17 protein-coding genes are annotated in these 23491 nt (G+C 67.5%); 10 read left to right on the top strand and 7 right to left on the bottom strand.

Annotated elements, in window-relative coordinates; genetic code table 11:
• Nucleotides 1-60: 60 nt before the first annotated feature.
• Nucleotides 61-1338 (bottom strand): ABC transporter ATP-binding protein, encoded by a 1278-nt coding sequence (locus tag YM304_RS15055; RefSeq protein WP_154723480.1) that lies wholly within the window; start codon nt 1336-1338, stop codon nt 61-63.
• 205 nt (nt 1339-1543) lie between these two features.
• Entirely contained in the window at nt 1544-2341 is a 798-nt protein-coding gene (locus tag YM304_RS15050) for an ABC transporter permease (RefSeq protein WP_015442559.1), read from the bottom strand.
• Nucleotides 2342-2445: 104 nt separating this feature from the next.
• On the opposite strand from YM304_RS15050, the gene YM304_RS15045 reads away from it, so the two are divergent.
• From YM304_RS15045 to YM304_RS15015, 7 genes are read left to right on the top strand one after another with little or no spacing between them, the layout of a single operon-like run.
• On the top strand, nt 2446-2787 hold the full coding sequence (locus YM304_RS15045; RefSeq protein ID WP_015442558.1) for a hypothetical protein: 342 nt from the start codon (nt 2446-2448) through the stop codon (nt 2785-2787).
• On the top strand, nt 2784-4556 hold the full coding sequence (locus YM304_RS15040; protein ID WP_015442557.1) for a glycosyltransferase family 2 protein: 1773 nt from the start codon (nt 2784-2786) through the stop codon (nt 4554-4556). Before YM304_RS15045 ends, YM304_RS15040 begins: the two co-directional genes overlap by 4 nt.
• Nucleotides 4557-4587: 31 nt before the next feature.
• Nucleotides 4588-5451, top strand: a complete 864-nt coding sequence (locus YM304_RS15035; protein WP_162142081.1) for a glycosyltransferase family 2 protein — start codon at nt 4588-4590, stop codon at nt 5449-5451.
• Nucleotides 5448-8198 (top strand): DUF2142 domain-containing protein, encoded by a 2751-nt coding sequence (locus tag YM304_RS22745; RefSeq protein ID WP_154723479.1) that lies wholly within the window; start codon nt 5448-5450, stop codon nt 8196-8198. The genes YM304_RS15035 and YM304_RS22745 overlap by 4 nt, the downstream gene beginning before the upstream one ends.
• Nucleotides 8195-8410, top strand: a complete 216-nt coding sequence (locus tag YM304_RS15025; protein WP_154723478.1) for a hypothetical protein — start codon at nt 8195-8197, stop codon at nt 8408-8410. Before YM304_RS22745 ends, YM304_RS15025 begins: the two co-directional genes overlap by 4 nt.
• Nucleotide 8411: 1 nt before the next feature.
• Nucleotides 8412-9230: a hypothetical protein gene (locus tag YM304_RS15020; RefSeq protein ID WP_015442553.1), complete on the top strand. Its 819-nt coding sequence runs from the start codon at nt 8412-8414 to the stop codon at nt 9228-9230.
• On the top strand, nt 9230-11419 hold the full coding sequence (locus YM304_RS15015) for a glycosyltransferase (RefSeq protein WP_015442552.1): 2190 nt from the start codon (nt 9230-9232) through the stop codon (nt 11417-11419). Before YM304_RS15020 ends, YM304_RS15015 begins: the two co-directional genes overlap by 1 nt.
• Nucleotides 11420-11661: 242 nt before the next feature.
• Here the strand turns inward: YM304_RS15015 and YM304_RS15010 are convergent, their stop codons facing one another.
• Nucleotides 11662-12321 carry a hypothetical protein gene (locus YM304_RS15010; protein WP_015442551.1) on the bottom strand — a complete coding sequence of 220 codons (660 nt, stop codon included), beginning with the start codon at nt 12319-12321 and terminating at the stop codon, nt 11662-11664.
• A 54-nt stretch (nt 12322-12375) separates the two neighbouring features.
• Here YM304_RS15010 and YM304_RS15005 point away from each other — a divergent pair, with 54 nt between their 5' ends.
• Both YM304_RS15005 and YM304_RS15000 read left to right on the top strand, forming a co-directional pair.
• A complete protein-coding gene (locus tag YM304_RS15005; RefSeq protein WP_015442550.1) occupies nt 12376-13851 on the top strand; it encodes a hypothetical protein in 1476 nt (491 codons plus the stop codon).
• Nucleotides 13851-15425 (top strand): class I SAM-dependent methyltransferase, encoded by a 1575-nt coding sequence (locus YM304_RS15000; protein WP_015442549.1) that lies wholly within the window; start codon nt 13851-13853, stop codon nt 15423-15425. Before YM304_RS15005 ends, YM304_RS15000 begins: the two co-directional genes overlap by 1 nt.
• A gap of 45 nt (nt 15426-15470) precedes the next feature.
• On the opposite strand, the gene YM304_RS14995 is transcribed toward YM304_RS15000, so the two are convergent.
• Both YM304_RS14995 and YM304_RS14990 read right to left on the bottom strand, forming a co-directional pair.
• Nucleotides 15471-16061 carry an HhH-GPD-type base excision DNA repair protein gene (locus YM304_RS14995; protein WP_015442548.1) on the bottom strand — a complete coding sequence of 197 codons (591 nt, stop codon included), beginning with the start codon at nt 16059-16061 and terminating at the stop codon, nt 15471-15473.
• 118 nt (nt 16062-16179) lie between these two features.
• Nucleotides 16180-17724, bottom strand: coding sequence for an SDR family NAD(P)-dependent oxidoreductase (locus YM304_RS14990; RefSeq protein ID WP_051071595.1), 1545 nt, complete (start codon nt 17722-17724; stop codon nt 16180-16182).
• Nucleotides 17725-17898: 174 nt separating this feature from the next.
• Here YM304_RS14990 and YM304_RS14985 point away from each other — a divergent pair, with 174 nt between their 5' ends.
• The gene (locus YM304_RS14985) at nt 17899-18783 is read left to right on the top strand and encodes a transposase (RefSeq protein ID WP_015442546.1); all 885 of its coding nucleotides are present in this window, start codon (nt 17899-17901) and stop codon (nt 18781-18783) included.
• 82 nt (nt 18784-18865) lie between these two features.
• Here the strand turns inward: YM304_RS14985 and aceE are convergent, their stop codons facing one another.
• Both aceE and YM304_RS14975 read right to left on the bottom strand, forming a co-directional pair.
• Nucleotides 18866-21595, bottom strand: a complete 2730-nt coding sequence (gene aceE / locus YM304_RS14980; protein WP_015442545.1) for a pyruvate dehydrogenase (acetyl-transferring), homodimeric type — start codon at nt 21593-21595, stop codon at nt 18866-18868.
• Between the two features lie 86 nt (nt 21596-21681).
• Nucleotides 21682-23490 carry an SGNH/GDSL hydrolase family protein gene (locus YM304_RS14975; RefSeq protein WP_015442544.1) on the bottom strand — a complete coding sequence of 603 codons (1809 nt, stop codon included), beginning with the start codon at nt 23488-23490 and terminating at the stop codon, nt 21682-21684.
• Nucleotide 23491: the final 1 nt, after the last annotated feature.

The following is a 23491-nucleotide window of genomic DNA, read 5'->3' as shown; positions in this document are numbered from 1 at the left end:
GTCGCGAGGCTAACGCCGTCTGGAGGCGCCGATCGCTCACGCCGTCAGGAGCGGGCCACGTCATCGGCCGGGTTTCCAACCGCTCGGGAGGTCGGCCTCGGTGGCGTAGATCTCGTTGCCGTCGAGCTTCCACGCCGGTTGCAGCGTGATCAGGCCGTCGGTCTCGGCGCTGGTGCCGGCCATCACGTCGAACGACGCAGCGTTCTGCAGGTGGTCGAACACGTGGGCTCGTCCGAACTTGGTGATCTCGGTGTGCAGGACGTACGGCCCGGGAAGCAGCGGGATGTCGCGGACGGAGATGTCGACGGTTCCCGACCCGCCGAGGGCGCGAGGCACGGCGTTGGCGTCGCGGCTCGACGGTGAGGTGACGATCGGCCCGGCGAGGCTGGCGATGCGGATCGCGAACACCGGGGTGTGTACGGCGCGTTCCGATTCGTAGTGGAGGCGGAACGTGACGTCGTCGCCGGTGCGGAGACGGTCGACCGGCCGGCCGCCGACGAGGATCTCGGCCTTGGTGACCCGGATGGGGCCGTCGCCTCGGCGGATGCCGCCGCCTTCGGGCGACTCCTCGCCGCCGAGCATCGCTTCGTTGTACTCGTCGATGACGTCGGCGGGTGGGCCGTCGGCTTTGATCTGCCCGTGGTCGAGCCAGATGGCACGGTCGCAGAAGTGGCGGACGCTGCCGGTGTCGTGCGTGACGAGCACGAGGGTGCGGCCGTCTTCACGGAACTGCACGAACTTCTCCATGCACTTCTGCTGGAACGTGACGTCGCCGACGGCGAGGATCTCGTCGATCAGCAGTAGTTCGGGGTCGACGTTGATCGCGACGGCGAACGCAAGGCGAACGTACATGCCCGACGAGTAGGTCTTGACCGGTGAGTCGATGAATTCTTCGAGGCCGGAGAAGGCGACGATCTCGTCAAACCGTTCTTCGATCTCTTTGCGGGCCATGCCGAGGATCGACGCGTTGAGGAACACGTTGTCGCGGCCGGAGAGTTCGGGGTGGAAGCCGGCGCCGAGTTCGAGCAGCGCGGCCATGCGCTTGTGGACGTTCACCGACCCGGAGTTGGGGGTGAGGATCTGGGCCATGCACTTGAGCAGTGTCGACTTGCCCGATCCGTTGTGGCCGATGATGCCGACGGCGGAGCCGGTGGGCACGTCGAACGACACACCTTTAAGCGCGGTGAACACCTCGTAGCGGTTGCGGCCGCCGGTGGTGACGAGTTGCTTGAGCGACGACGCCTTTTCGGAGTGCACTCGGAACGTCTTGACGAGATCGACGACGCTCAGCGCGATGTCCGACGACGCCACCGACCCATCGCGAGACAACAGACTCATGAGCACACCGCCATGCGCGTGGAGCAGCGGGTCGATGACGTCGCGTCGCGCCACGGAGCCTGGCGCGCGGCGTGCGCGGTAGGGGAACGCCGTGTTCCGGTGGCCGGGCAACGCATTGGCGTCGCGTCAGAACACCGAGCCTGAAGCGCGGCCTGCGTGGCCGGGGAACGCCGTGTTGCGGTGGCCGGGGAACGCCATGACGGCATCACAGTTCCTCCGCGAATCTCGGGGAGAGCCGGCTGAAGATCCAGGCGCCGATGGCGAGGGTGACGACGGCGATGACGCCGAGGTGGAGCCAGCGCCAGATGCTGGGCAGGTGGCCGCCGTAGAGCACCTGTTGGAAGGCGCGGATGAAGCTGCCGGTGGGGTGCCAGTTGCTGACGGTGTCGAGGAGTTCGTTGTCGATGTTGGCGGGGACCCAGATGATCGGTGTCATGTAGAAGAGCACCTGGGAGGCGATCGACCAGAGGTAGTTGACGTCGTGGAAGAACACGTTGGCCGCCGAGAGTGCGAGGGCGACGCCGGTGGTGAACATGGTGAGCAGGGCCACGAGCGCGAGCGTGGGGATGAGCCAGGGCAGCACCATCTGTCCGGCGACGAGGATGGCGACGGCGAGCACGGCGATCTCGATGAGGAACGTGACGAGTTGGGCGATGATGATCGACAGCGCCAGGTGTTCGTGGGGGAACGCGACCTTGGTGATGAGGCTGCCGTTGCTCGACACCGACGCGATGGCGGCGGTGACCGAGATCGAGAAGAACTGGAACGGGAGCAGACCCGACAGCAGGTAGAGCGGGAAGATCTCGAGGCCCGATGGGTTGCCGCGAGGAGCGGGCTGGTTGAAGGCCACGGTGAACACGAAGGTGAAGATCACCATCTGGCTCAACGGGTTCAGCAACGTCCAGGCCCAACCCAGTACCGACTTGCGATACCGAGTGCGCAGCTCTTTCAGCGAGAGCAGGTAGAGCAGATTGCGATGAGCAAACGCTGTCCGGAGCGACATACGGCTGGCAACGCTATCGACCCACGTCGCCGAGCAGGGCGATCGCCCTCGGCGCTCGCCGCAGTGGCCTCTTCGCTCGGAGTGGCATCGGTACACTCCGCCAGGTGATCGACGAGCAACAGGAGGCCGCTGCGGCCGCGTCCGGATCTCTCGACGAACTGTCGCAGCTGCGTGCCGAGAACGCTCGTCTCCGGGCGCTGGTCGGGCCGGTCGAGCAGAGTTACGAGGAGCTGCGTGCCGAGCTCGCCGACGCCGCCGAAGCGGTGCGTGTGGCCGAGGCCGCCAACGGCGAGTTGCGCGGCGAGATCATGGAGCTCACCGTGGCGTTGGGGCAGGCGCGGCACAACATGGGCAAGGTCAGCCGGATCATGGTGCAGCGGTCGCGTCGTGTGGTCGGTCGTCTGATCCGTCCGATTCGTCGCCGGCTCAACGACCGCGGGTCATGACCAGCGGGCGAGCCGGCACGGTGCCGGTGTCGATCATCACGCCGGTGTTCGATCCGGAGCCGGCCCACCTCGCGGCCTGTCTCGATTCGGTCCGTCGGCAGACCACCGGCAACCTCGAACACATCCTCGTCGACGACGGCTCCACTCGGGCCGACGTGGTCGACATGCTCCGCGCCGCCGCCGACGAACCCCACGTCCGGCTGATCTCGCGAGAGCAGCAGGGTGGCATCGTCGCCGCGACCAATGACGGGCTCGCCGCTGCGGTGGGCGAGTTCGTCGCGTTCCTCGACCACGACGACGTGTTGCATCACGACGCCGTCGAGACGATGCTCGCTGCGGTCGATCGACCCGACCGGGGGCAACGTCCGGGCACACCGGTCGTTGCGGCCGACGTCGTCTACAGCGACCACGACTTCCTCGACGCCGACGGCGAGCATCTCGGGCCGTGTCTCAAGCCGCAGTGGTCGCCCGAGCGACTCCGCAACCAGAACTACATCACGCACTTCGTCATGGCCCGTCGTTCGTTGATCGACGAGGTCGGCGGCATCCGCTCCGGGTTCGACGGGGCGCAGGATCACGACCTGATGCTGCGTCTGGGGGAGCGGGCTCGACGCATCGCCCACGTGCCCGAGATCCTCTATCACTGGCGGCAAGCACCGTCGAGCGTCGCTGCGGGCGGCGATGCGAAACCGTGGGCGTTCGATGCCGGTCAACGCGCCGTGCAGGAGCACTGCGATCGCATCGGTCTCGACGCCACCGTCGAGCGAACCACCCACGAGGGGATCTACCGGATCGACCGGAAGGTGCCCGACCCGGCGCCGCTCGTGAGCGTGCTCGTCCCGACCCGCGGCTCGTCGGGGAAGGTCTGGGGCGTCACTCGCAACTTCGTGGTCGAGGCGGTGCGCAGCATCGTCGACCACTCGACGTATCCCAACCTCGAGTTCGTCGTGGTCGTCGACGACGACACGCCGACCCCGGTGATCGCCGCACTGCGTGACGTGTGCGGTGACCGGCTCACCCTCGTCGAGCATCACGGCGTGTTCAACTTCTCGGTCAAGATGAACGAGGGCGCGGCGGCAGCGTCGGGCGAGTACCTGCTGTTCCTCAACGACGACACCGAGTTGATCGAACCGACGAGCATCGAGACGCTGGTCGGGATCGTGAGCGGTCCCGCCGAAGGTCTCGACGGCTCGGCGGGCGAGGTCGGCATGGCGGGCGCCAAGTTGTTGTTCGATGACGGCACGATCCAGCACGGCGGGCACATCTACTTCTACGGGCCGCACCATGCCTGCACCGGATGGTCGGGCACGTCGCCGGGTCCGCTTCCGCTCAAGCCGCTCGCCGTCGAACGCGAGTGCAGCGGTGTGACCGCAGCGGTCGCGCTCGTGCGCGCCGACGTCTACGACGAGATCGGTGGGTTCCCCGAGGAACTGCCCCTCAACTACAACGACGTCGACTTCTCGCTGAAGATCCGAGCGTCGGGTCGCCGCATCGTGTGGACGCCGCACGCGTGTTGGTACCACTTCGAGAGCCGCACCCGCGTCGGCAAGGTCATCCCCGAGGAGACAGCGTTCATCCACGATCGCTGGGCGACCGAGATCGACAACGATCCGTACTACAACCCGCGCCTGTCGCCGCAGTGGTTCGACTGGTTGGAGTGGCCGATCGACGAGCCGATGCAGGTCGGCGTGGTGCGCGACCACAGCGAACCGAGCGGGTTGTTCGGCAAGGTCCGCGACGCGGTCGCGAGTCGACTGGGTCGAGGCTGACGTGTCGCTGGGGGAGCGCGTCGGGTTGGTGGTGACCACGCACGAAGGTCCGGGCCCGCGATTGCAGCGATGCCTCGCGGCGATCGCAGCATCCGACCCCGATGTGGCGGTGGTCGTGGTCGACAACAGCGGCTCCGAGGCGTCGCTCACCGATGCGCCGTGTGCCAACATCGAGCACGTGCGGGTCGACAACCGAGGATTCGGTGCTGCCGCGAACGTCGGGTTCGCTCATCCCGCCGTGGCCGACGCCGAACTGATCGGCCTGCTCAACGACGACGTGGTCGTCGGCGACGCCTGGCTCCGGCCGCTCGTCGAGTGCCTCGACGCCGAGCCGGCGGTCGCCGCGGTGCAACCGATGCTCGTGCTGGCCGACACCGACCCGCCGCTCGTCAACAGCCTCGGCGTCGAACTCGACCGATTCGGCGCCGGCAGCGACATCGGATATCGAACGACCGAATCTGAGGTGGCCGACCGAGGGCCACGCCGTGTCGACATGGTCACCGGGGGAGCGCTGCTGCTCCGCCGAGCCTTCCTCGACGACGTCGACGGCTTCGACGAGCGGCTGTTCCTCTACTACGAAGACGTCGACCTCTGCCGCCGCGGCAGCGAGCTCGGGTGGGAGTTCCGGTGCGTATCGGCGTCGCGGGTCGAACACGAGATGGGTGCGAGCACCGGCGACCTCGGCGACGACCGCACGTTCCTGCAAGAACGCAACCGGCTCGTCACCGCCGCACGATTCGGATCGGCGGCACTGATCGGCCGAGCGATGTGGTTGTCGATCAAGCGACTCCGCCACGAGCCGCGTCGCGCTCACCGCCACGCGTTCCTGCACGGAATCGCACGCATGCCGCGAGCGCTGTACGAACGCGGCGTGGCGACGTGGAGTCGACGATGATCGGTCCGCGTCAGTCGTGGAAGTCGTCGTCGGGCGCCTCGCTCTTCGTCGTGCTCGGCGTACTGCTGCTCGTCTGGATCTTCGCCGTGCCTCCGTCGGGCGGCCCCGACGAGCCGAGCCACATGGTTCGTGCCGGCGCGTTGATCCGAGGAGAACTCGAAGGTGACGACGTGCCCGGCCAGGTGCTGCCCGCGTACGAGCTGCCGGGCGAGATCGGCTTCCCCGACCCTGGCTGTTTCGTGTTCCCTGCCGAACCCGCATCGTGTGCGAACGACCTGCCGATTCCCGAGGGCGACTTCTACCTGTTCACGAAATCCGACGACTATCCGGTGTGGGGGCACCTGCCCGCCGGGTTCGGCACGCTCGTCCCCGGCTCGGCCAACCGCTGGGCCACGCGCACCACCGACGCGATCATCCCGCTCCTCCTGCTCGGCGCCGCCCTGCTCGCAGCGAGCCGGCGTGGCCCGCTCGCCGGCGCCTCGACACTGCTGGCGGTCACCCCGCTGGCCTGGTTCACCTTCGCCGTCGTCAACCCGTCGGGGCCGGTGATCGCCGGCGGCCTCGGCTTGTGGACGGCGCTCGTCGCCCTCGCCGAACCGTCATCGCCGGTGCCGTCGTCGGGTCGCGAAGCGAAGCGATCCGGCCGTGGTCACCGGCTCACCCCGTGGCTCGCCGCGCTGAGCTGGGCGGCGATGGTGCTGCCCCGACGCGACGGCCTGGTCTACGGCTGCCTGATCCTCGCGTCAGCGTTCTTGATCCTGGATCTCGATGTTCGTTCGGCCGCGCGACGACTCGGCAGGCCCGCGCTCGCTGTTGCCGCGGTCGCAACGGCGGCGACCCTCGCGTGGGCATCACGTAGCGACACGGTCGGTTCGCTCGCCTTGTTCGCTGCGCCGCTCGCGCCGGTCGCTGCGCTCGGGCTGCGTCGCATCGCCGGCACTCGGTTCATGGCCGGCCGTCGTCGCCAAGCCATCGGCGCAGCGGTTGCCGTCGTGGTCGCCGTGCTCGGCTCGCTCGTCGTGATGAGTCGTCGGTCGGGGGGATTCGACCGAGCGGTGCTGCGCGACGTGATCGGCCAGACCGGGCTCAACCTCAACGAGGCGATCGGTGTGCTCGGCTGGGACGACACCCCGATCCCGACGAGTGCCGTCTACCTCTGGCTCGTCGTGCTCGGCATGCTGGCAGGCGCCGCCCTCGTGCTCGGCAGTCGACGGCTGCTGCTCGGTGCCGCCGGGATCGTCGGCGTGGCCGTGCTCACCTCGTGGACGCTCACGATGGTGCAGAACTCGACGCCGCTCTACTGGCAGGGTCGCTACTACCTGCCGCTGCTCGTCGGCGTTCCGATACTGCTCGGCACGATCCGTGTCGACGCGGCAACCGGCCGACGCCTCGCGTACGTCGTCGCCGGGTCGTCGATGCTGGTCGTCAACCTCGCCCTCGCGCAGACGATGCGCCGCTTCGGCGTCGGCAACGCCGGCTCGCTGTCGCCCACCGACTGGAACACGTACGACACCCCGGTTCCGCCCGTCGTACTGCTCGTCGTGCACGTCGTGTTCTCGGCGGCGTTGGTCGTGTGGATCATGCGGCGCGGGTCGGTCGAGCAGACGCCCCGACCCGGCGTGAACGTCGTCGGCTATCACCACATCGCGAGCGGCCTCGGCGAGATCGCCCGCGAACTCCATCGCTCGCTCGTCGCCGCGGGCGTGCCGTGCACAACGGTCGACATCGCCACCAGCGACAGCCCGCAGCACCGGGCGCCCCGTTCGGTGCCCCACACGCTCTACGACACCACGATCGTCGTCGGCGCCGCGCTGCAGACCCCCACGATCGTCAACGACCTGCCCCAGGTGGTGGCCGGCGGCCAACGACTCATCGGCTACTGGTTCTGGGAGCTCGGCACCGTGCCGCACGACCACCGCCAGGCGATCGATCTCGTCGACGAGATCTGGACACCGACCGAGTTCGTCCGATCCGCCTACGCCGCGGCGGTCGACGAATCGCAGACACCGGTCCGGCTCCTCCCGACCTCGATTCCGCAACCATCCGTCGTCGACTCCGACGTCGAACGCTGGCGCCGAGAACTCACCGGCGGACCCGGCGACACCCTGTTCGTCGTCAGCTTCGACCTGTTCAGCGTCGTCGAGCGCAAGAACCCGTTCGGCGCGATCGACGCCTTCAAGCAGGCGTTCGACGACGGTCGTCGCAACGTCCGGCTCGTCATCAAGACGATGAACGGCGATCAACGACCCGACGACCTGCAGTGGATTCGTGACGAGGTGGCCGGCGACACACGCATCACGATCGTCGACCGGTTCGTGTCCGACGGCGAACTCGACGCGCTCATCGCCGCCGCCGACGTGTATGTGTCGCTCCACCGCAGCGAAGGGCTCGGACTGCACCTTGCCACGGCGATGTGGCTCGGCACGCCGGTCATCGCCACCGGATGGTCGGGCAACCTCGACCTCATGGACGCCGACTCGGCCGCGCTCGTCGACGCTCGACTCGTTCCGGTCACGAACGGGCGCGGCGCGTACCCCGACAACGCCACGTGGGCCGACCCCGACATCGACCAGGCCGCCGAGTGGATGCGACGCCTGGCGACCGAGCACATTCTCCGAGCCGAGATCGTCGAGGCCGCCCGCGAACGGATGCGATCGCAGCCCGATCCCGACGAGATCGGGGCCGCGATGTGGGCGGCGATCGATGGCGACCGGAGCGGGAGCCGGAACGGTACGGTGACGGCGTGAACAGCTTGAAGTCGCGGCTTTCGTGGATGGTGTCGGGCCCAGCGCGGCTCGACGAGATGCAACGGACGATCCAGGCCCTGCAGCAACAGATCAGCGACCTGCATGCCGCCCAGGACGCGCAACTCGCCGACATCCGCAGCAAGGTCTCGACGGTGCTCGACGACGTCACCGCTCGGCTCGCAGCATTGGACGAGCGAGACGGAGCGAGCTGACATGGAGCTCGATCTCGAGCTGCTCGGCGATCGCATCGGGTATCACGACGAGCGCGTCCCCTTCATCCTGCTCTGGTCGGAGAAGGCGGGCTGCACGGCGCTGCTCACCTGGTTTCTCCATCACGCCGGTCACCTCGACGAAGCGTCGAACTACGGCCGCTGGGTGCACCACTGGGAGATCGACGTGATGCGCAAGCAGCCGCGCTACCTCGAACGGATGCGCGAACGGATCCTCGACGGCGTGCCCGTCTACAAGCTCGTCCGCAACCCCTACGAACGCGCCGTCAGCTCGTACCTCACGCTGCTCGAGTTCCCCGACGACGCCCAACACCTCACGATTCCGATGCGTGCCGCCGTCCGACGCATGGTCTACGGGCGTGACGACGTGGGGTACTCGTTCTCGATCCGCCAGTACCTGCGCTGGCTCGCCGACCAAGACATCGATCACATCGACGGCCACCATCGCTCGCAGACCACGGCGCTCGACGCCCGACTCGAAGCACTCGGCATCCCGGTCACGCTCCTCCGTCTCGAACAGTTCGACGACGAGCTCCGCTCGCTCGAGATGCGGCACGGCCTCACGCCGGTCGATCGTTCCGAGCTGACCGCACCACCGCATCACGTCGCTCGCGCCGACCAGCCGTTCCCCGACCGGTCGGCGATCGCCGACCTGCAGCCGGCCATCCCGCTCGTGCCTGGCACCGTGATGCCGCTGGCCTCCGACTTCATGACCGACGACGTGGTCGACGCCATCGCCGGCATCTTCCACCGCGACATCGCCGCCTTCGGCTACGAGCGACCGGCGACCACGGTCTCGTGATGGACCACCTCGTCGACGGCGTCGACGTCATCGTCACCGTGCCGCCTGGATCGCGGCGACCCGACGCGCTGCTCGCGGCGGTCTCGGCGGCGCACCCCGACTGGAACTGTCGACCGGTGTGGGCGGGCGATCCGCAGCTCCGTCCGAAGCTGGTCGGCGGACAACGATGGCTCGACGCGAGCGTCGACGAAGCCGACCTCCTGCGTGTCGATCCCGACGGTCTGCCGTGGCTCGCGGCGCTCACCGCCATCGGCTCGATCGAACGCCCCACGATCGTCATCTCGTGTGGTGCCGCCGTGCTGGGCGAACTGACGTCGCTCGTTCCCGCCGATGGCGAGATCGTGGTGGTGCCGAAGCTGCTCGATCCGCCGGTCAACGACGGCACGCTCCACCCCTCGCTCGAAGTGCTCGCGGAAGACGGTGCGGTGAGTGCCTCGGTCGCCGCGTTCGGTCGCGGCAGCGACGCCGCAGCCGCCTGGATCCGGGAGTCGCTGCTCGTCCCGACTCGTCTCGAACACGCCGTGGCCGCCGGACGGGTGCTCGAACTGGCCGCCGAACTCTTCCCGTCGCGCCGCTGTCTCGACGACCGCATCGGCGCGTCGGTGTGGCGCTGGCCCGACGACAACCCGGTGCTGCTCGACCTGCCCAACTTCGACAGCGAACGGTTCTGGCTCGCCGACCCGACGCTCGACGGCCGGCCGCGGGTGACCCTCGGCGTGCCCGCCCGCATGGGCACGATCAACCGCGCCGCCGACCAACTGGCCGGTGCGACCGAACCGTTGCGGCTTCCCGGCGGCATCGAGATCGACAAGGCGATCCGCCGCATTGCTCGGCACCATCGTGCGCTCCCAGCGCGGCCCTGGAGCGATGCCGCGGCCTTCCGGCGTTGGCTCGACGAGCAGTACTGGGAAGATCTGCACTGGTCGCGCGGTGACCTCCAGGCGATCTTCCCGCACCACACCGGCTCCGACGCCGACCGGTTCTCGGCCTGGGCACAGCGCGCCGCCGCCGACGGTGATGCGCCGCTCATGGTCGACCCTGGCGTGTTGCGCTCGTCGTCGTCGGTCGTGCAGACCGGTGCACGTCGTGACGGCGTCAACCTCGTCGGCTACTTCAAACACCAGTCGGGCGTGTCGAACGTCGGTCGCCGCGTGGCCGGCATTTTCGACCGCCACGGCATTCCGTACACCACCGTCGCGTACGAGCGAACGTGGAGCCCGCCGATCGTTCCCGAACCGGAGACCGATCAACGCATCGAGTTCGCCGATTCGCTCGCGTTCGTCAACGGCGACCAGTTCAACCATCTGCGCAACGACATCCCGCAGATGTTCGGCCCCGGCCGTCAGGTGGTCGGCATGTGGTCGTGGGAACTCGAGACGATCGAAGGTGCGACGCCCGTCGGGTACCAGCACGCCGATCAGATCTGGGGCACGACGACGTTCATGGCCGACCCGTTCCGCCATCTTCCGGTGCAGGTCGAACACGTCCACGTCCCGTTCACCGAGCCGACGCCGTCGACGCGTCGCCGCACCGAGTTCGCACCGCTCGCCGATGCCGACGATCGGTTCGTGTTCGGTGTCGTGCTCGATCACTTGAGCATCACCGAACGCAAGAACCCGGTGGCCGCGGTCCGTGCGTTCCGCCGTGCGTTCCCGACCGCCGATGCCACCGGTTCGGGGCCGATGCTCGTCGTCAAGACGATCAACGCCGAACGCTGCTGGGAGGACCACGAACGCCTGCTCGTCGAAGCATCGGGCCGCTCCGACATCGTGATCTGGAACGAACTGCTCCCCATCGCCGATCACGTCGCCCTCATCGGATCGTTCGATGCGCTCGTGTCGCTCCATCGCAGCGAAGGCGTCGGACTGCACCTGGCCGAAGCGATGTGGCTCGAACGCCCGATCATCGCCACCAACTACTCGGGCAACCTCGACTTCATGGACGCGGAATCGGCGCTCCTGGTCGACGTCGACATGGTGCCGGTCGGCCCTGGCCTGGCTCCGTACCCGGCCGACGCGCTGTGGGCGGCGCCGCGACTCGACGATGCCGCAGCCGCGATGCGTCGACTCGTCACCGAACCCGACCTCGCCGCCTCGGTCGGTGCCGCCGCCCGCCGCAAGATGCTGTCGATGCCCGGCGAAGCCGAATTCGTCGCCAGAGTCGTCGACCTCCTCCACCTCGACCGCTGAAAGCTGATTACATCGCTCCCGGAGCGGTGTAACCAGGTTCTGCGCAAAGTTGATGACGCGGCTCCCGGAGCGATGTCATCAACTTTGGCCTCACGACCACTGTTTGCAGGTGGGACGCCGCTGACGCAGAAGGAGTGGGCAATCTTCTGACAGTACAGTTGGTTACGCGGCTCCCGGAGCGATGTAACCAGGTCCTGCGCAGAGTTGGTGACGCGGCTCCGGGAGCGGTGTAACCAACTTGGTCAGAAGGTGTAGTCGAAGCGGGCGAGGTCGTCGGCGAAACCGGCTTCGACCATGGCCCGGGTCTCGTCGGTGTACATCGACCGGTAGTTACCGCCGCTCGTTGCGTTCGTGACCCCGACGTCGACGTGCCAGCCGACCCCGAGGCTGCTGAGCAGACGGTTCAGATCGTCGTCGATCGACTCGATTCGCAGGTACGTGAGCGACGGATGGTCGCGGTACCCGTCGAGATAGCGACCGGCGAGCGAGCCGTTGCGGATCTCACACTCTCGCCGCACGAACTCGTCGAATCCGTCGGCGGCGCGATCGAGATCCCAACGCCTCGACTTGATCCATGCGGGCGCGGCCTCGCCGAGATCGTGGAGTTGCTGTAGCACGGTCAGGCGGTAGCGGTACCCCGACACGATCCAGGCGAACGGGTTGCGCACCGTGATCGCCAGGTGCATCGAGCGAATCGTGGCGTCGTCGACGATGTCGTGCGACACCAGGTCGTTCAGGCTCGAATGCTTGAAGTCGACCGCGATCTGATCGCCGTCCCAGATGTGGTCGGCGGGGACCCATCGGCCACCCAACTGCTCGAGCAACGCATCGGACACCGACGTGCTCCCGGTCTTCTCGGTGCACAGGTACAGCAGGTTCAGGTCGTCGCAATGAATGGCCACTCGGACGGCGACGCTACCAGCGGCCTCGACGGCCCAGCCGCTACCCTCTGACCGATGCGAGCAGGCACCATCGTCGCCTCGAACTACCTCGAAATGGCGCGGCTCCTCGCCGAGTCGTTCCTCGATCAGCACCCCGGGCACACGTTTGCGATTCTCGTCGTCGACGACCTTCCGGTCGGTGATCTGGGAGGCGCAGGCGACACATCCGAGGGCGCATCGGCCGACGCCGACACCGGCACCGCCGAGGGCGACGGCGGGCGCGAGTTCGACATCGTTCGGCTCGGCGACCTCGACCTCACCGAGGCCGAACTCGACCGGATGAAGACGATCTACGACGTCATGGAGCTCAGCACGGCGGTCAAGCCGTCGTTCCTGAAGCTGCTGCTCGCCGACGATCCGATCGCCGCGTACCTCGACCCCGACATCTTCGTCTACGCGCCGTTCGCCGAACTGCTCGCACCGGTCGAGACGGCCGGCATCGTCCTCACGCCGCACGTGCTCGACCCGATCCCGCGTGACGGCACCCATCCGAACGAGCGCATGATCATGGGGTCGGGCATCTTCAATCTCGGCTTCATCGGTGTCGGCCGGTCGGCGATCGGTTTCCTCGACTGGTGGCAGGAACGCCTCCTCGTCGACGCGGTGAGCGACATCGAGGCCAACCTGTTCACCGATCAGCGGTGGATCGACTGGGTCCCGGCCATCTTCGGCTGCGTGGTGCTGCGCGATCCCGGCATGAACGTCGCTTGGTGGAACATCCACGAACGTGATCTGCGCGTCGCCGAACCGCGTGCCGAGCGGCCGTCACGGCACGGCGACATGACCGGTGGCGCCGTCCAGGCCAACGGCAGCGCGCTGCGGTTCGTCCACTTCAGCGGTTACGACCCTGCCACTCCCGAGTTGCTCTCGAAGCACCAGCAGAACCCGCGCACTGCGCATGCCGAGGGGTCGGTCATCCGCCGTCTCGCCGATCGCTACGGTGCCGCCCTCGAAGCCAACGGCCACCACGAGCGTCGCCGCACCCCGTATCAGTGGAACACGACGCCGTCGGGCCGTGACCTTCCCGGCTTCGTCCGGGCGCTGTGTCGCCGCGAACTCCTCAACGGCGAGCGGACCGGGACCGAGGCTGGAGCGTTGAACACCTCGACGCCGATGGCGTTCGGGCCCGACGAAGACCGATTCGAGGACTGGCTCAGCGAGCCGATCGCCGGTTCGGGTCCGATCCGCTTCACCCGCCTCGAAGTCGCACTGTACGACAGTCGCCCCGATCTCCAGGCGGCGTTTCCCCAGCGTGACGGCAACGACGCGGTGAAGTTCCGGGACTGGCTCGATCACGACCCCAGCGTTCCGGAGACGCTCGGCGACCGGTGGGTGGCGCCCGATCCCGACCAACCGGCGGACGACGACACGTCGCCGGCACCAGCGGGCTTGGCTGCTCCGGCGCGATCGTTCGCCCGGCGAGCGGCGGGCAAGGCGCGGCGCGAACTGACCCCCTACGTCGAGCGGGCCCGGGCCAAGGTCGGACGCTGATGGCCGACCTGCCGGCGCCCGACGACGTCCCCGCACGGCCGGTCTACAACGTCCCGTTCGCCTGGGACTCCTCGCACGGCCACATGGTCGAGTTGCTCGTCGAGCACGTCGAGCCAGGTCTCGTCGTCGACATCGGCTGCGGATACGCCCCGCACGCCGAGCGCCTGCAGCAACGCGGCTTCGACTACGTCGGTGTCGATGCCGACCCCGACTCCGTCGCCAATCTCCGCGAGCGCGACTTCGGCGCCGAACTCGCCGACGCCAACGACTCGTCCGCGCTCGTCGCCGCGCTCGACGCGGTGTCAGGCGACCGTGAGGTGGCCGCCGTCCTCGCGCTCGACGTCCTCGAACACCTGGTGTCACCGCACCTCACGCTCGACGCAGTGACCGACTGGATGCGCTCGAAGGGCGTGGCCACGTTCGGGGTGAGCCTGCCCAACGTCACCCACGACGGCGTCGTGCTCAAGCTGATGACCGGACGGTTCGACATGACCCCGTCGGGTCTCCTCGATCACACGCACTTGCGCTTCTTCACCGACGCGTCGGTCACCGCCATGATGACCTCGGTCGGTCTCGTCGAGTCGCAACGCCACGACGTCATCTCACCGAAGACCGATCAGGACTGGCCCGAGGTGCACCCCGCACTGTCCGACGGTGCCCTGCTCGGCACGTTCCTGCGTCGTGCGCGAGCGATGTCCGATCAGCACGGCGAGACCTTCCAGTTCGTCCGGCTGTACCAACTCGACGCACAAGGTGCGAGCGAGCCGACGCTGCTGTCGGCGCGGCCTCCGGCTCCACGACACGCCATCACCGTGCTCGCGGCGCCTGGCTGCTCCGACGGAGAGTTCGAAGCGCTCGATGCAGCCATGGCAGCGCAGCAGTCCGACGCCGTCGAGGTCGTTCGTCTGACGGCCGACGACGACGGCCGACGGATCATCGACGACATCGCCACCTCGTATGTCGTCATCGCGCAGGGCGGCGAAGCGTTCGGCGAGCACTGGGCGGCTCAGCTGTTGTCGGTCGCCGATCGCTATCCGGCGGCGGTGCTCCGCACCGGCCCGTTGGCACCCGACCTGGTCGATGTCGCCGCTCACGACGTCGAGTGGAGCCATGCGTTCGCGCTCTTCGAGCACTACCTCGCCGAGGGCACGCCGGGCGCCGCGCTCGCATTCCCCACGGCGTTCCTGCGCGAACTCAGCTCGGTGTGGACGAACGACGTCGCGACGATCGACACGCATGCGCTGCTGATCGAGGCGTCCGGCGTGTGTGGTGTGGTCGACACGGGCACCGGGGGAGTGGCCCCGGCGCTCGGATGGCGTCGGCCGCCCGAGGTGGTCGAGACGGCGCTCGCCCGACTCGCCGCTGCCCCGGTACTGATGCCGTTCGGCGCTGCGGCGGAGGTGGCGACGACGCTCGACCGGCTTCGAGCCGCCGAACAACGCCTCGCCGAACTCGACGCCGAGAACGACGCGTTGCGCTCGGACGTGGCGTGGCTCAACGGCGAACTCGCCCGCGGTCCGGTTCGGGCGACCCGCAAGGCACTCTCACTCGCCGACCGCGTTCGCAAACGCTGAGCACGACGAACCGGACTGCGGCGCCACGCAGCAGCGCGACGACAGTTACTTCGTCGGGCGGTCTTGCTTGTCTTTCTTCGCGGCCTTCTGGGCCTTCTTCCACTCGCGGACCTTGCCGAGTGAGAGTTCGTCGTGCACGTCGGCGACCGAACGCGGCACATCGTCGCCGAACTTGCCGGCGGCGTCACGCCATCCGTCGGGCTCGATGCCCTGTGTCTTGCCGAGGATCGCAACGAAGATCTTCGACTTCTCGTCGCCGTAGCCCGGCAGCGCCTTGAGGCGCTTGTAGAGCTCCTTGCCGTCGTCGACGTCTTTCCAGATGTTGGCGGCGTTGCCCTTGTAGTCGTCGACGAGGGCCGTACACACCTGGTGCACGCGCTTGCCCATCGACCCCGGGAAGCGGTGGATGGCCGGCTTCTCACAGCAGATCGAGACGAACTCGTCGACGTCCATCGCGGCGATCTTCTTCGGGTCGAGGTGACCGAGTCGTTGCTTGAGCGTTTGCGGCCCGGTGAACGCCCACTCCATCGGCACCTGTTGGTCGAGGAGCATGCCGAGCAACAGCGCGTTGGCGTTGGTGTTGAGCAGCTTGTCGGCTGCCTTGTCGCCCGTGATGTACAGAGTTCCTGCGGCCATACCTCAAACCTACCGTTCCCACTTTTCGTTGTTTCCCCCGGTCCCGGTCCGAGGGAAACAAGCGCTTGTTTCTTTTCGTCCCGGTCCGAGGGAAACAAGCGGGCGCACGGACAGCTGCCTACCAGTCGGTGGGCCGGTAGTCCTTCAGGAACAGGCCGGCGACGTGTTCGCCGGTGTTGAGGCCATCGATGATCGGGTCGACGATGCGGGCCGCGCCGTCGACGATGTCGAGCGGCGGATGGAAGCGATGCTCGGCGGTCTTGCGTTCGGCGATCTCGACCGGATCCTCGTCGCTGACCCAGCCGGTGTCGACGCTGTTCATGTTGATGCCCGACGCCAGATAGTCGGTCGCCGAGGTGCGCGTCATCATGTTGAGCGCCGCCTTGGCCATGTTGGTGTGCGGGTGTTTCGTGGTCTTGAGCGGTCGGTAGAACTGCCCTTCGACCGCGGAGACGTTGACGATGTGTTTGTGACTGCCCGGAGTGGCTTCCATCAACGGCTTGAGCCGAGCGTTGATGACGAACGGGGCAACAGCGTTGACCAGTTGGGTCTCGAGCAGCTCGACCGACGACACCTCGTGCAGCAGCAGGCGCCACGAGTTGCGGTCACGGAGGTCGACCTGTTGCAGATCCTTGTCGAGGCGGCCGCTCGGGAACAGGTCGCCCTGCCCGCCGATCTCGTCCGGCAGCAACGGCGTCTGCGACAGCTCAGCGGCGTGCGTCAGACCCGGCACCTCGGTGTCGGGATCGGTGCCGACGGCCGGAAGCGAGGCACCGGCGACCGGTTCGCCACCCAACATGTGGTAGCCGCGCAGCCCCTCGTAGTCGCCGACCAGATCGCGCACGTGGGTGGGGAGCGCATCGACCGCTGCCGACTCGGCGTCCATCATGTGGGCGTAGAAGTCGGGTGGGCGGCGGACGGTCTGACACGCGTTGTTGACGATCAGGTCGAGGCGATCGCGGGTCCGCAGCAGGTGCTGGCAGAACGCTTCGACGCTCGGCGTGTGGCGCAGGTCGAGGCCGAAGATCTCGAGCCGGTCGCTCCACTCGTCGAAATCGGGTTCGGCGGCGTATCGCTGCGCGGCGTCGCGGGCGAAGCGCGTCGCCACGATCAGGTCCGCACCGCATCGCAGCAGCTTGATACCGGCCTGGTAGCCGATCTTCACGCGGCCACCGGTGAGCAGCGCGACCATCCCGGTCATGTCGGCGAGCTCTCCACGCTTGGCGAAGTTCAGGTCACCGCACTCCACACATAGTTGGTCGTAGAAGTGGTGCACCCGGTGGTACTTGCGCTTGCAGACGTAGCAGTGCTGGGGCTCGACGGTCTCGCGGAACGCATCGTCGGCCGTTTCGCCGAAGGTGACGTCGCGCTGCTCGAAGTCGGCGGGGGCGAACACGTCGGGAGTCGTGAACACCGGCTTGGCGCGGAGCGTGCGGATACCTGTCTCGTCGAGGATCTTCTCGTCGGCCTTGGTGCGGTTCGCCTCACGTTGCTTGCGCAGGAGCTTGGTGCGTCGACGGCGTATCTCGGGATCGGGGCAGAACACGTCGCCCGCCGCGTTGAAGAAGGCCGCCTTTTCCTCGGGGTCCAGCGTGTTGACCAGTTCTGGCTCGGCAACGATCCGCTGGAGAAACGCCGTGGCTTCGAGCAGCCGCTCCCGCATCTCCGGATCTTCCACCCGCCGGACCCTACCCAGCCCCGGTTCGGCCTCCCTGTTGCGCTGCCCGCTTGTTTCCTTCCGTCCCGGTCCGAGGGAAGCAAGCGCTTGCTTCTTTTCGTCCCGGTCCGAGGGAAACAAGCGGGATCTTTGGGGCACCCTTCTGCGCAGGATCGGACGATGGGGCAGAAGCATCGATCACATCAGCAACACGGTTGGTTCCACATCATGAATCGAGGGGTCGACCGTCAAGACATCTTCGTGAGCGACCTCGACCGCCGAGTCTTCATCGACGAGATGGTGACTGCAGCGGAGGAGTTCGGCATCGAGATCCACGTCTACTGCTTGATGGCCACGCACTTCCACATCATCGTCAACTGCCCGAGCGGGCACCTCTCGGAGTTCGTCAGAGAGTTCGCGAGGGCGTATGCCGAAGGGTTCAACCGGCGCACCAAACGGGAGGGGCCGGTGTTCACCGGGCGGTTCGTCTCGGTGCCGCTCGGGCTCGATGACGACGATCCCGATCGCTCGTTCATGGTCGCTGCCCGATACGTACACCGCAATCCGCTCGACTTTCTCCCGGCCGACACGCTCGGGGCCTATGCGTACTCGAGCTATCCGGCCTACCTCGGGACCGCGCCGGCACCGGCGTGGTTGACCACCGATGTCCTGCAGTCGTTGTGCGGCTCGGACCCGGTTCGACTTCGTCGGTTCACGCTCACACCGCAACCGTCCGACAAGACGCCGGCATACGGCCGTGTGATCGCTGCAGCAGCTCCGACCGAGGTCATCGACGCGGTCGCTGCGTCAGCAGGCGTCACGATCGACGCGCTGCACCGCCGCAGAAGCGAGCGGAACGACGCTCGACTCGTTGCCGCCCACCTGTGTCGTTCGTTGCGAACAGCGTCGACGGCTGAACTGTCGCAGCTGTTCGCGGTCGCGACACAGCAAGGGTTTCGTCAACTCGCCGCTCGCGGCAAGAAGCTCGTCGCGGTCGACCCGTCGTGTGCGCGCCTGGCCGCGCGTGCGCTCGATCGACTCTGTGGAGTCGATCGAGCAGGGTGATCCCGGTTGTTTCCTTTGGACCGGGACGAAAGGAAACATCCGCTTGTTTCCTTTGGACCGGGACGAAAAGAAACAACCGGGGTCAGACGATGTAGGGGTTCACCGCGTCGGGGTCGATGTCGTAGCGCTGGATCGCGTCGGCGACGACCGACGGGTCGACGACACCGTCGATGGCGAGGCCGTGCAGCACGGCGACGACGACGTTGCCCGTGTCGATCTCGAAGTGGCGACGCAGCGCCTCACGCGTGTCGGAGCGGCCCATGCCGTCGGTACCCAACGTGGTGAACGTACGACCACCAAGGAACTGACGGATCTGGTCGGGAACGGCCGCCATGAAGTCGGACACCGCGGTGATCGGCCCCTGCGACCCGTCGAGGATCTGCGCCACCCGGGGGACCCGACGCTCGGTGCTCGGGTGCAGCCGGTTGTGACGCTCGGCCTCGAGCCCTTCCTCACGGAGCGCCTTGTACGACGTGGCCGACCACAGCTCGGCCGCGACGCCGTAGTGCTCGGCGAGCTCGCTCGCCGCTTCACGCGCCGCGAGGTTGGCCGATCCCGAGAACAGAATCGTCGCGGGCTTGGCGTCGGCGACCTCGGGGGCGTCGGCGAACTTGTAGAGCCCTTCGACGATCTGCTCCTTGATCCCCTCGACCTCGGGCAGCGGCGGCATGGCCTGGTTCTCGTTGTAGAGGGTGATGTAGTAGAAGACGTCGGTCCAGTTCGGGTCGTCGCTGCCGCCGTACATCCGCTCGATACCGGCTTCGACGATCGCTCCGACCTCGTAGGCGAAGGCGGGGTCGTAGGCCTGCACGCACGGCACGGTGGAGGCCAGCACGAGGCTGTGGCCGTCTTGGTGCTGCAATCCCTCGCCCATGAGCGTGGTGCGTCCGGCCGTGGCGGCCATCATGAAGCCGCGAGCGCGGATGTCGGCGGCCTGCCAGATGAGGTCGCCCACACGCTGGAAGCCGAACATCGAATAGAACGTGTAGAACGGCACCATCGGCACGCCACGGGTGGCGTACGACGAGCCTGCGGCGATGAAGCTCGACATCGAACCGGCCTCGGTGATGCCTTCTTCGAGGATCTGCCCCTTCGTCGACTCCGAGTACGACAGCAGCAGGTCGTGGTCGACCGGCTCGTACTTCTGGCCCTGCGCGGCGTAGATCTCGATCTCCTTGAACAGGCCGTCCATGCCGAACGTGCGCGCCTCGTCGGGGATGATCGGGACGATGCGCTGGCCGATCTTCTCGTCACGCGTGAGGTTGCGCAGCAGACGGGTGAAGCCCATCGTGGTCGACACCTCCTGCGTGCCCGAACCGCCCCACATCTCGTCGTAGGTCGCCGCCTCGGGCATCGAGAGCGCCTTGCGAACTCGCGTCGAACGCACCGGGACCGAACCGTCGAGCGCCTTGCGACGCTCCATCATGTACTGGTACTCGATCGAGTCTTCGGCGGGCTTGAAGTACGGCGGGTTCGACTCGTCGATCGAGTCCTCGGGGATCTCGTCGTGCAGGTAGAGACGGTCGCGCAAGTCGATGATCTGCTGCTTGGTCATCTTCTTGATCTGGTGCGTGGAGTTGCGGCCCTCGAAGCCGGGGCCGAGCGTCCAGCCCTTCACCGTCTTGCACAGGATGACGGTGGGGCGACCCGAACCGAGGTTCTCGGTCGCCGCCTTGTACGCCGCATAGAGCTTGCGGTAGTCGTGGCCGCCACGGGGGAGGTTGCGCAGCTCGTCGTCGGAGAGGTGCGACACCATCTGACGGAGCCGGTCGTCGGGACCGAAGAAGTGGTCACGGGCATAGCCGCCGTCTTCGACGGCGTAACGCTGGAACTCACCGTCGACCGTGTTGTTCATCTTGTTGAGCAGCACGCCGTCTTTGTCCTGGGCGAGCAGTTCGTCCCACTTCGAACCCCAGATGACCTTGATGACGTTCCAGCCGGCGCCGCGGAACACGGCTTCGAGTTCTTGGATGACCTTGCCGTTGCCGCGGACCGGGCCGTCGAGGCGCTGCAGGTTGCAGTTGACGACGAACACGAGGTTGTCGAGCTGTTCACGCGCAGCGAGCGAGATGGCGCCGAGCGTCTCGGGCTCGTCGCACTCACCGTCGCCGAGGAACGCCCACACCCGGCTCTGCGAGGTGTCGTCGATCTGTCGGTTGTGGAGGTAGCGGTTGAACCGTGCGTGGTACAGCGACGTGATCGGGCCGAGCCCCATCGACACGGTCGGGAACTCCCAGAAGTCGGGCATCAGGCGCGGGTGCGGGTACGACGACAAGCCGCGCCCGTCGCGCCCGATCTCGCGACGGAAGTGATCGAGATCGTCCTCGGTCAGCCGCCCCTCGAGGTACGCACGGGCGTACACACCGGGTGCCGCGTGGCCCTGGAAGTAGACGTGGTCGCCGGGCGTGCCGTCTTCCTTGCCACGGAAGAAGTGGTTGAAGCCGATCTCGTACAGCGCAGCCGACGATGCGAACGTCGACAGGTGACCGCCGATGCCGTCGGCGGCCTTGTTGGCCTTGACCACCATCATCGCGGCGTTCCAGCGGATGAAGGCACGGATGCGGCGCTCGATGTGCTCGTCGCCGGGGAACCACGGCTCCTGCTCGAGCGGGATCGTGTTGACGTACGGCGTGGAGACGGTTGCCGGGAACGAGACCTGCGACTCGTTCGCTCGGTTCATCAGGCGCGAGAGTAGGTAGCGAGCCCGGGTCTTCCCGTGGGTGTCGACGACGGCATCGAGGCTGTCGAGCCACTCTTGAGTTTCGGTCGGGTCGATGTCGGGAAGCTGATGCGCGTATCCGTCGAAAATCATATGGCCCATACTGCCACTGATATCGACCCTACGGGTCGGTAACTTGCCGCGTCTTGGAAACGCTTTCGCACGAGCCGGAGCCGGGTTCAGTCGCCGTCGACCCACCATCCGTTGACGTCGAACACCGTGTGCATCGCCGACGAGGCGTACAGGCACAATCGTCCGTCGAACACGGCCGACGTGAGCGAGTTCGCCGCAATGGCGCCACTGCCGGCGTTGACCGACGCGGTCGGCGGGTCGCCGGCGCAGCCGTAGCCCGTCGCGTAGGCGTTGGTCGCCGGTTTCACGACCGTGAGCGTGCCCGACACGGCGGCCGCTCCCGACGGCGCGACACCGATGTCGATGGTCTGGTCGGCGCCGTGGATCGGTGACCAACCACCGGTCGCATCTCGCGTGTCGAGCATGCGCGACGGGGCCACCGGCACGTAGGCGAGGTCGCCGCTCGTCGACAGCACCCCGGTCAGGTCGACGACGATGTCGACCGCGCGACTCGTCGTGATGCAGAACCGTCCGTCGACGACGGGCACGAACGCCGCCGACGACGTCGGCGGCCCGGCGGCGAAGTTGACGTTCGCCGTTGCCGCGTCGTCGTCGCCGGTGTCGGCCGTGTCAGGTTCGGCACACGCCGACGCGGTGAGGTAGCCCCTGCCGGCAGCGTTGACCACCGCGAGGTTGACGGCCACGGCGTCGATGTCGCCATCGACCTCCATCACGTCGTCGAGATCGATGACGACGTCGTCGACGGGCCCGGTCGAGCGAGTGTCGATCAGTCGCAGTGGGGTGGTCGACGGCGTGAGACGCAGGCCGCCGGGTCCGCTGGCGAACACACCCTGCAGGTCGACGATCACGTCGACGTCACGGTTGCTGAAGATGCACACGTCATCGTCGTCGCCCGTCGCGGTGACGGTCGGTGAGCCTGCCGCGCCCGCCGCGCCGAAGTTGACGGTGGCGCCACCGACCGGCGACCCGCACGGACCGGCCGACAGGTAGCCGGGCTCCGTGGCCCCGACGGCAGCCACGTACAGCGCGACTGCCGTGGGATCGGACGGGAGCGCGTCGGCGAAGTCGACCCGCAACGACGAGCCGGCGGTGACGTCGTCGCCGGTACGCGTGTCGACGATCCGCTGCGGGGCCAGCGCGGTGAAGGTGCCCGCGTCGGCGACCGGGTCGGGCAACGGCGCATCGTCGCCGATGCGTTCGCCCACTGCCGGTGCCGGTGGTGGGGCCAGGAGCGCGGTGAACTCCTCGGCCATCCGCACCGACCGCTTCCGATAGCTCTCCGGATCGAGATGGATCTGGTCGCCCGATCGGTAGCCCCCGGCGCTGAATTCGGCGAACCAGTCCCACACGTGGAAGTCGTCGCGCTCGGCCTCGATCTGGCGGAGCGCCGCGTTGAAGACGTCGCGCGACCCGGCGGCCGGTTTGGTGATCGTCGGCCACCAGATCTGGTGTCCGGGCCCGATGGCGTCGACCATGTGCATGATCGACTCGCGAGCGCACGTGAGGCTGGTGCCGCAGAACCCCGAGTCGTTGACGCCGAGGTTGACGATGACGTGTGTGGGGTCCCAGCCCTGGCTCTGCCACAGGTCGATCCAGAACGACGATCGATACTCGTTGGCCACGGGGAACTTGCCGGAGGTGGCCGATCCGGCGGCCCGGAACCGGATCGGACCCCAGCCGCGCTCGGCGAGTCGGTCGGGGAGTGTGGGGCTGAACACGCCGGCGCCGTTGAGCACCGAGTCGCCGATCACGGTGACCGGCCCGTGGACCCCGGGCGCTGAGATGTCGAACGAGGTGGCCGCGTCGACCACGTCGTCCGACCGCCTCGACTCGACCGCGGCGACCAGCAGCGCAGCCGTGGCGAGGACTGCGACGAGGTGGCGGCGCCGGCCCATC

The organism is Ilumatobacter coccineus YM16-304, from assembly GCF_000348785.1.
Lineage (GTDB): Bacteria > Actinomycetota > Acidimicrobiia > Acidimicrobiales > Ilumatobacteraceae > Ilumatobacter_A > Ilumatobacter_A coccineus.
Note: the sequence above shows the minus strand (reverse complement) of the source record. Positions and strands in the feature narration are given on the sequence as shown.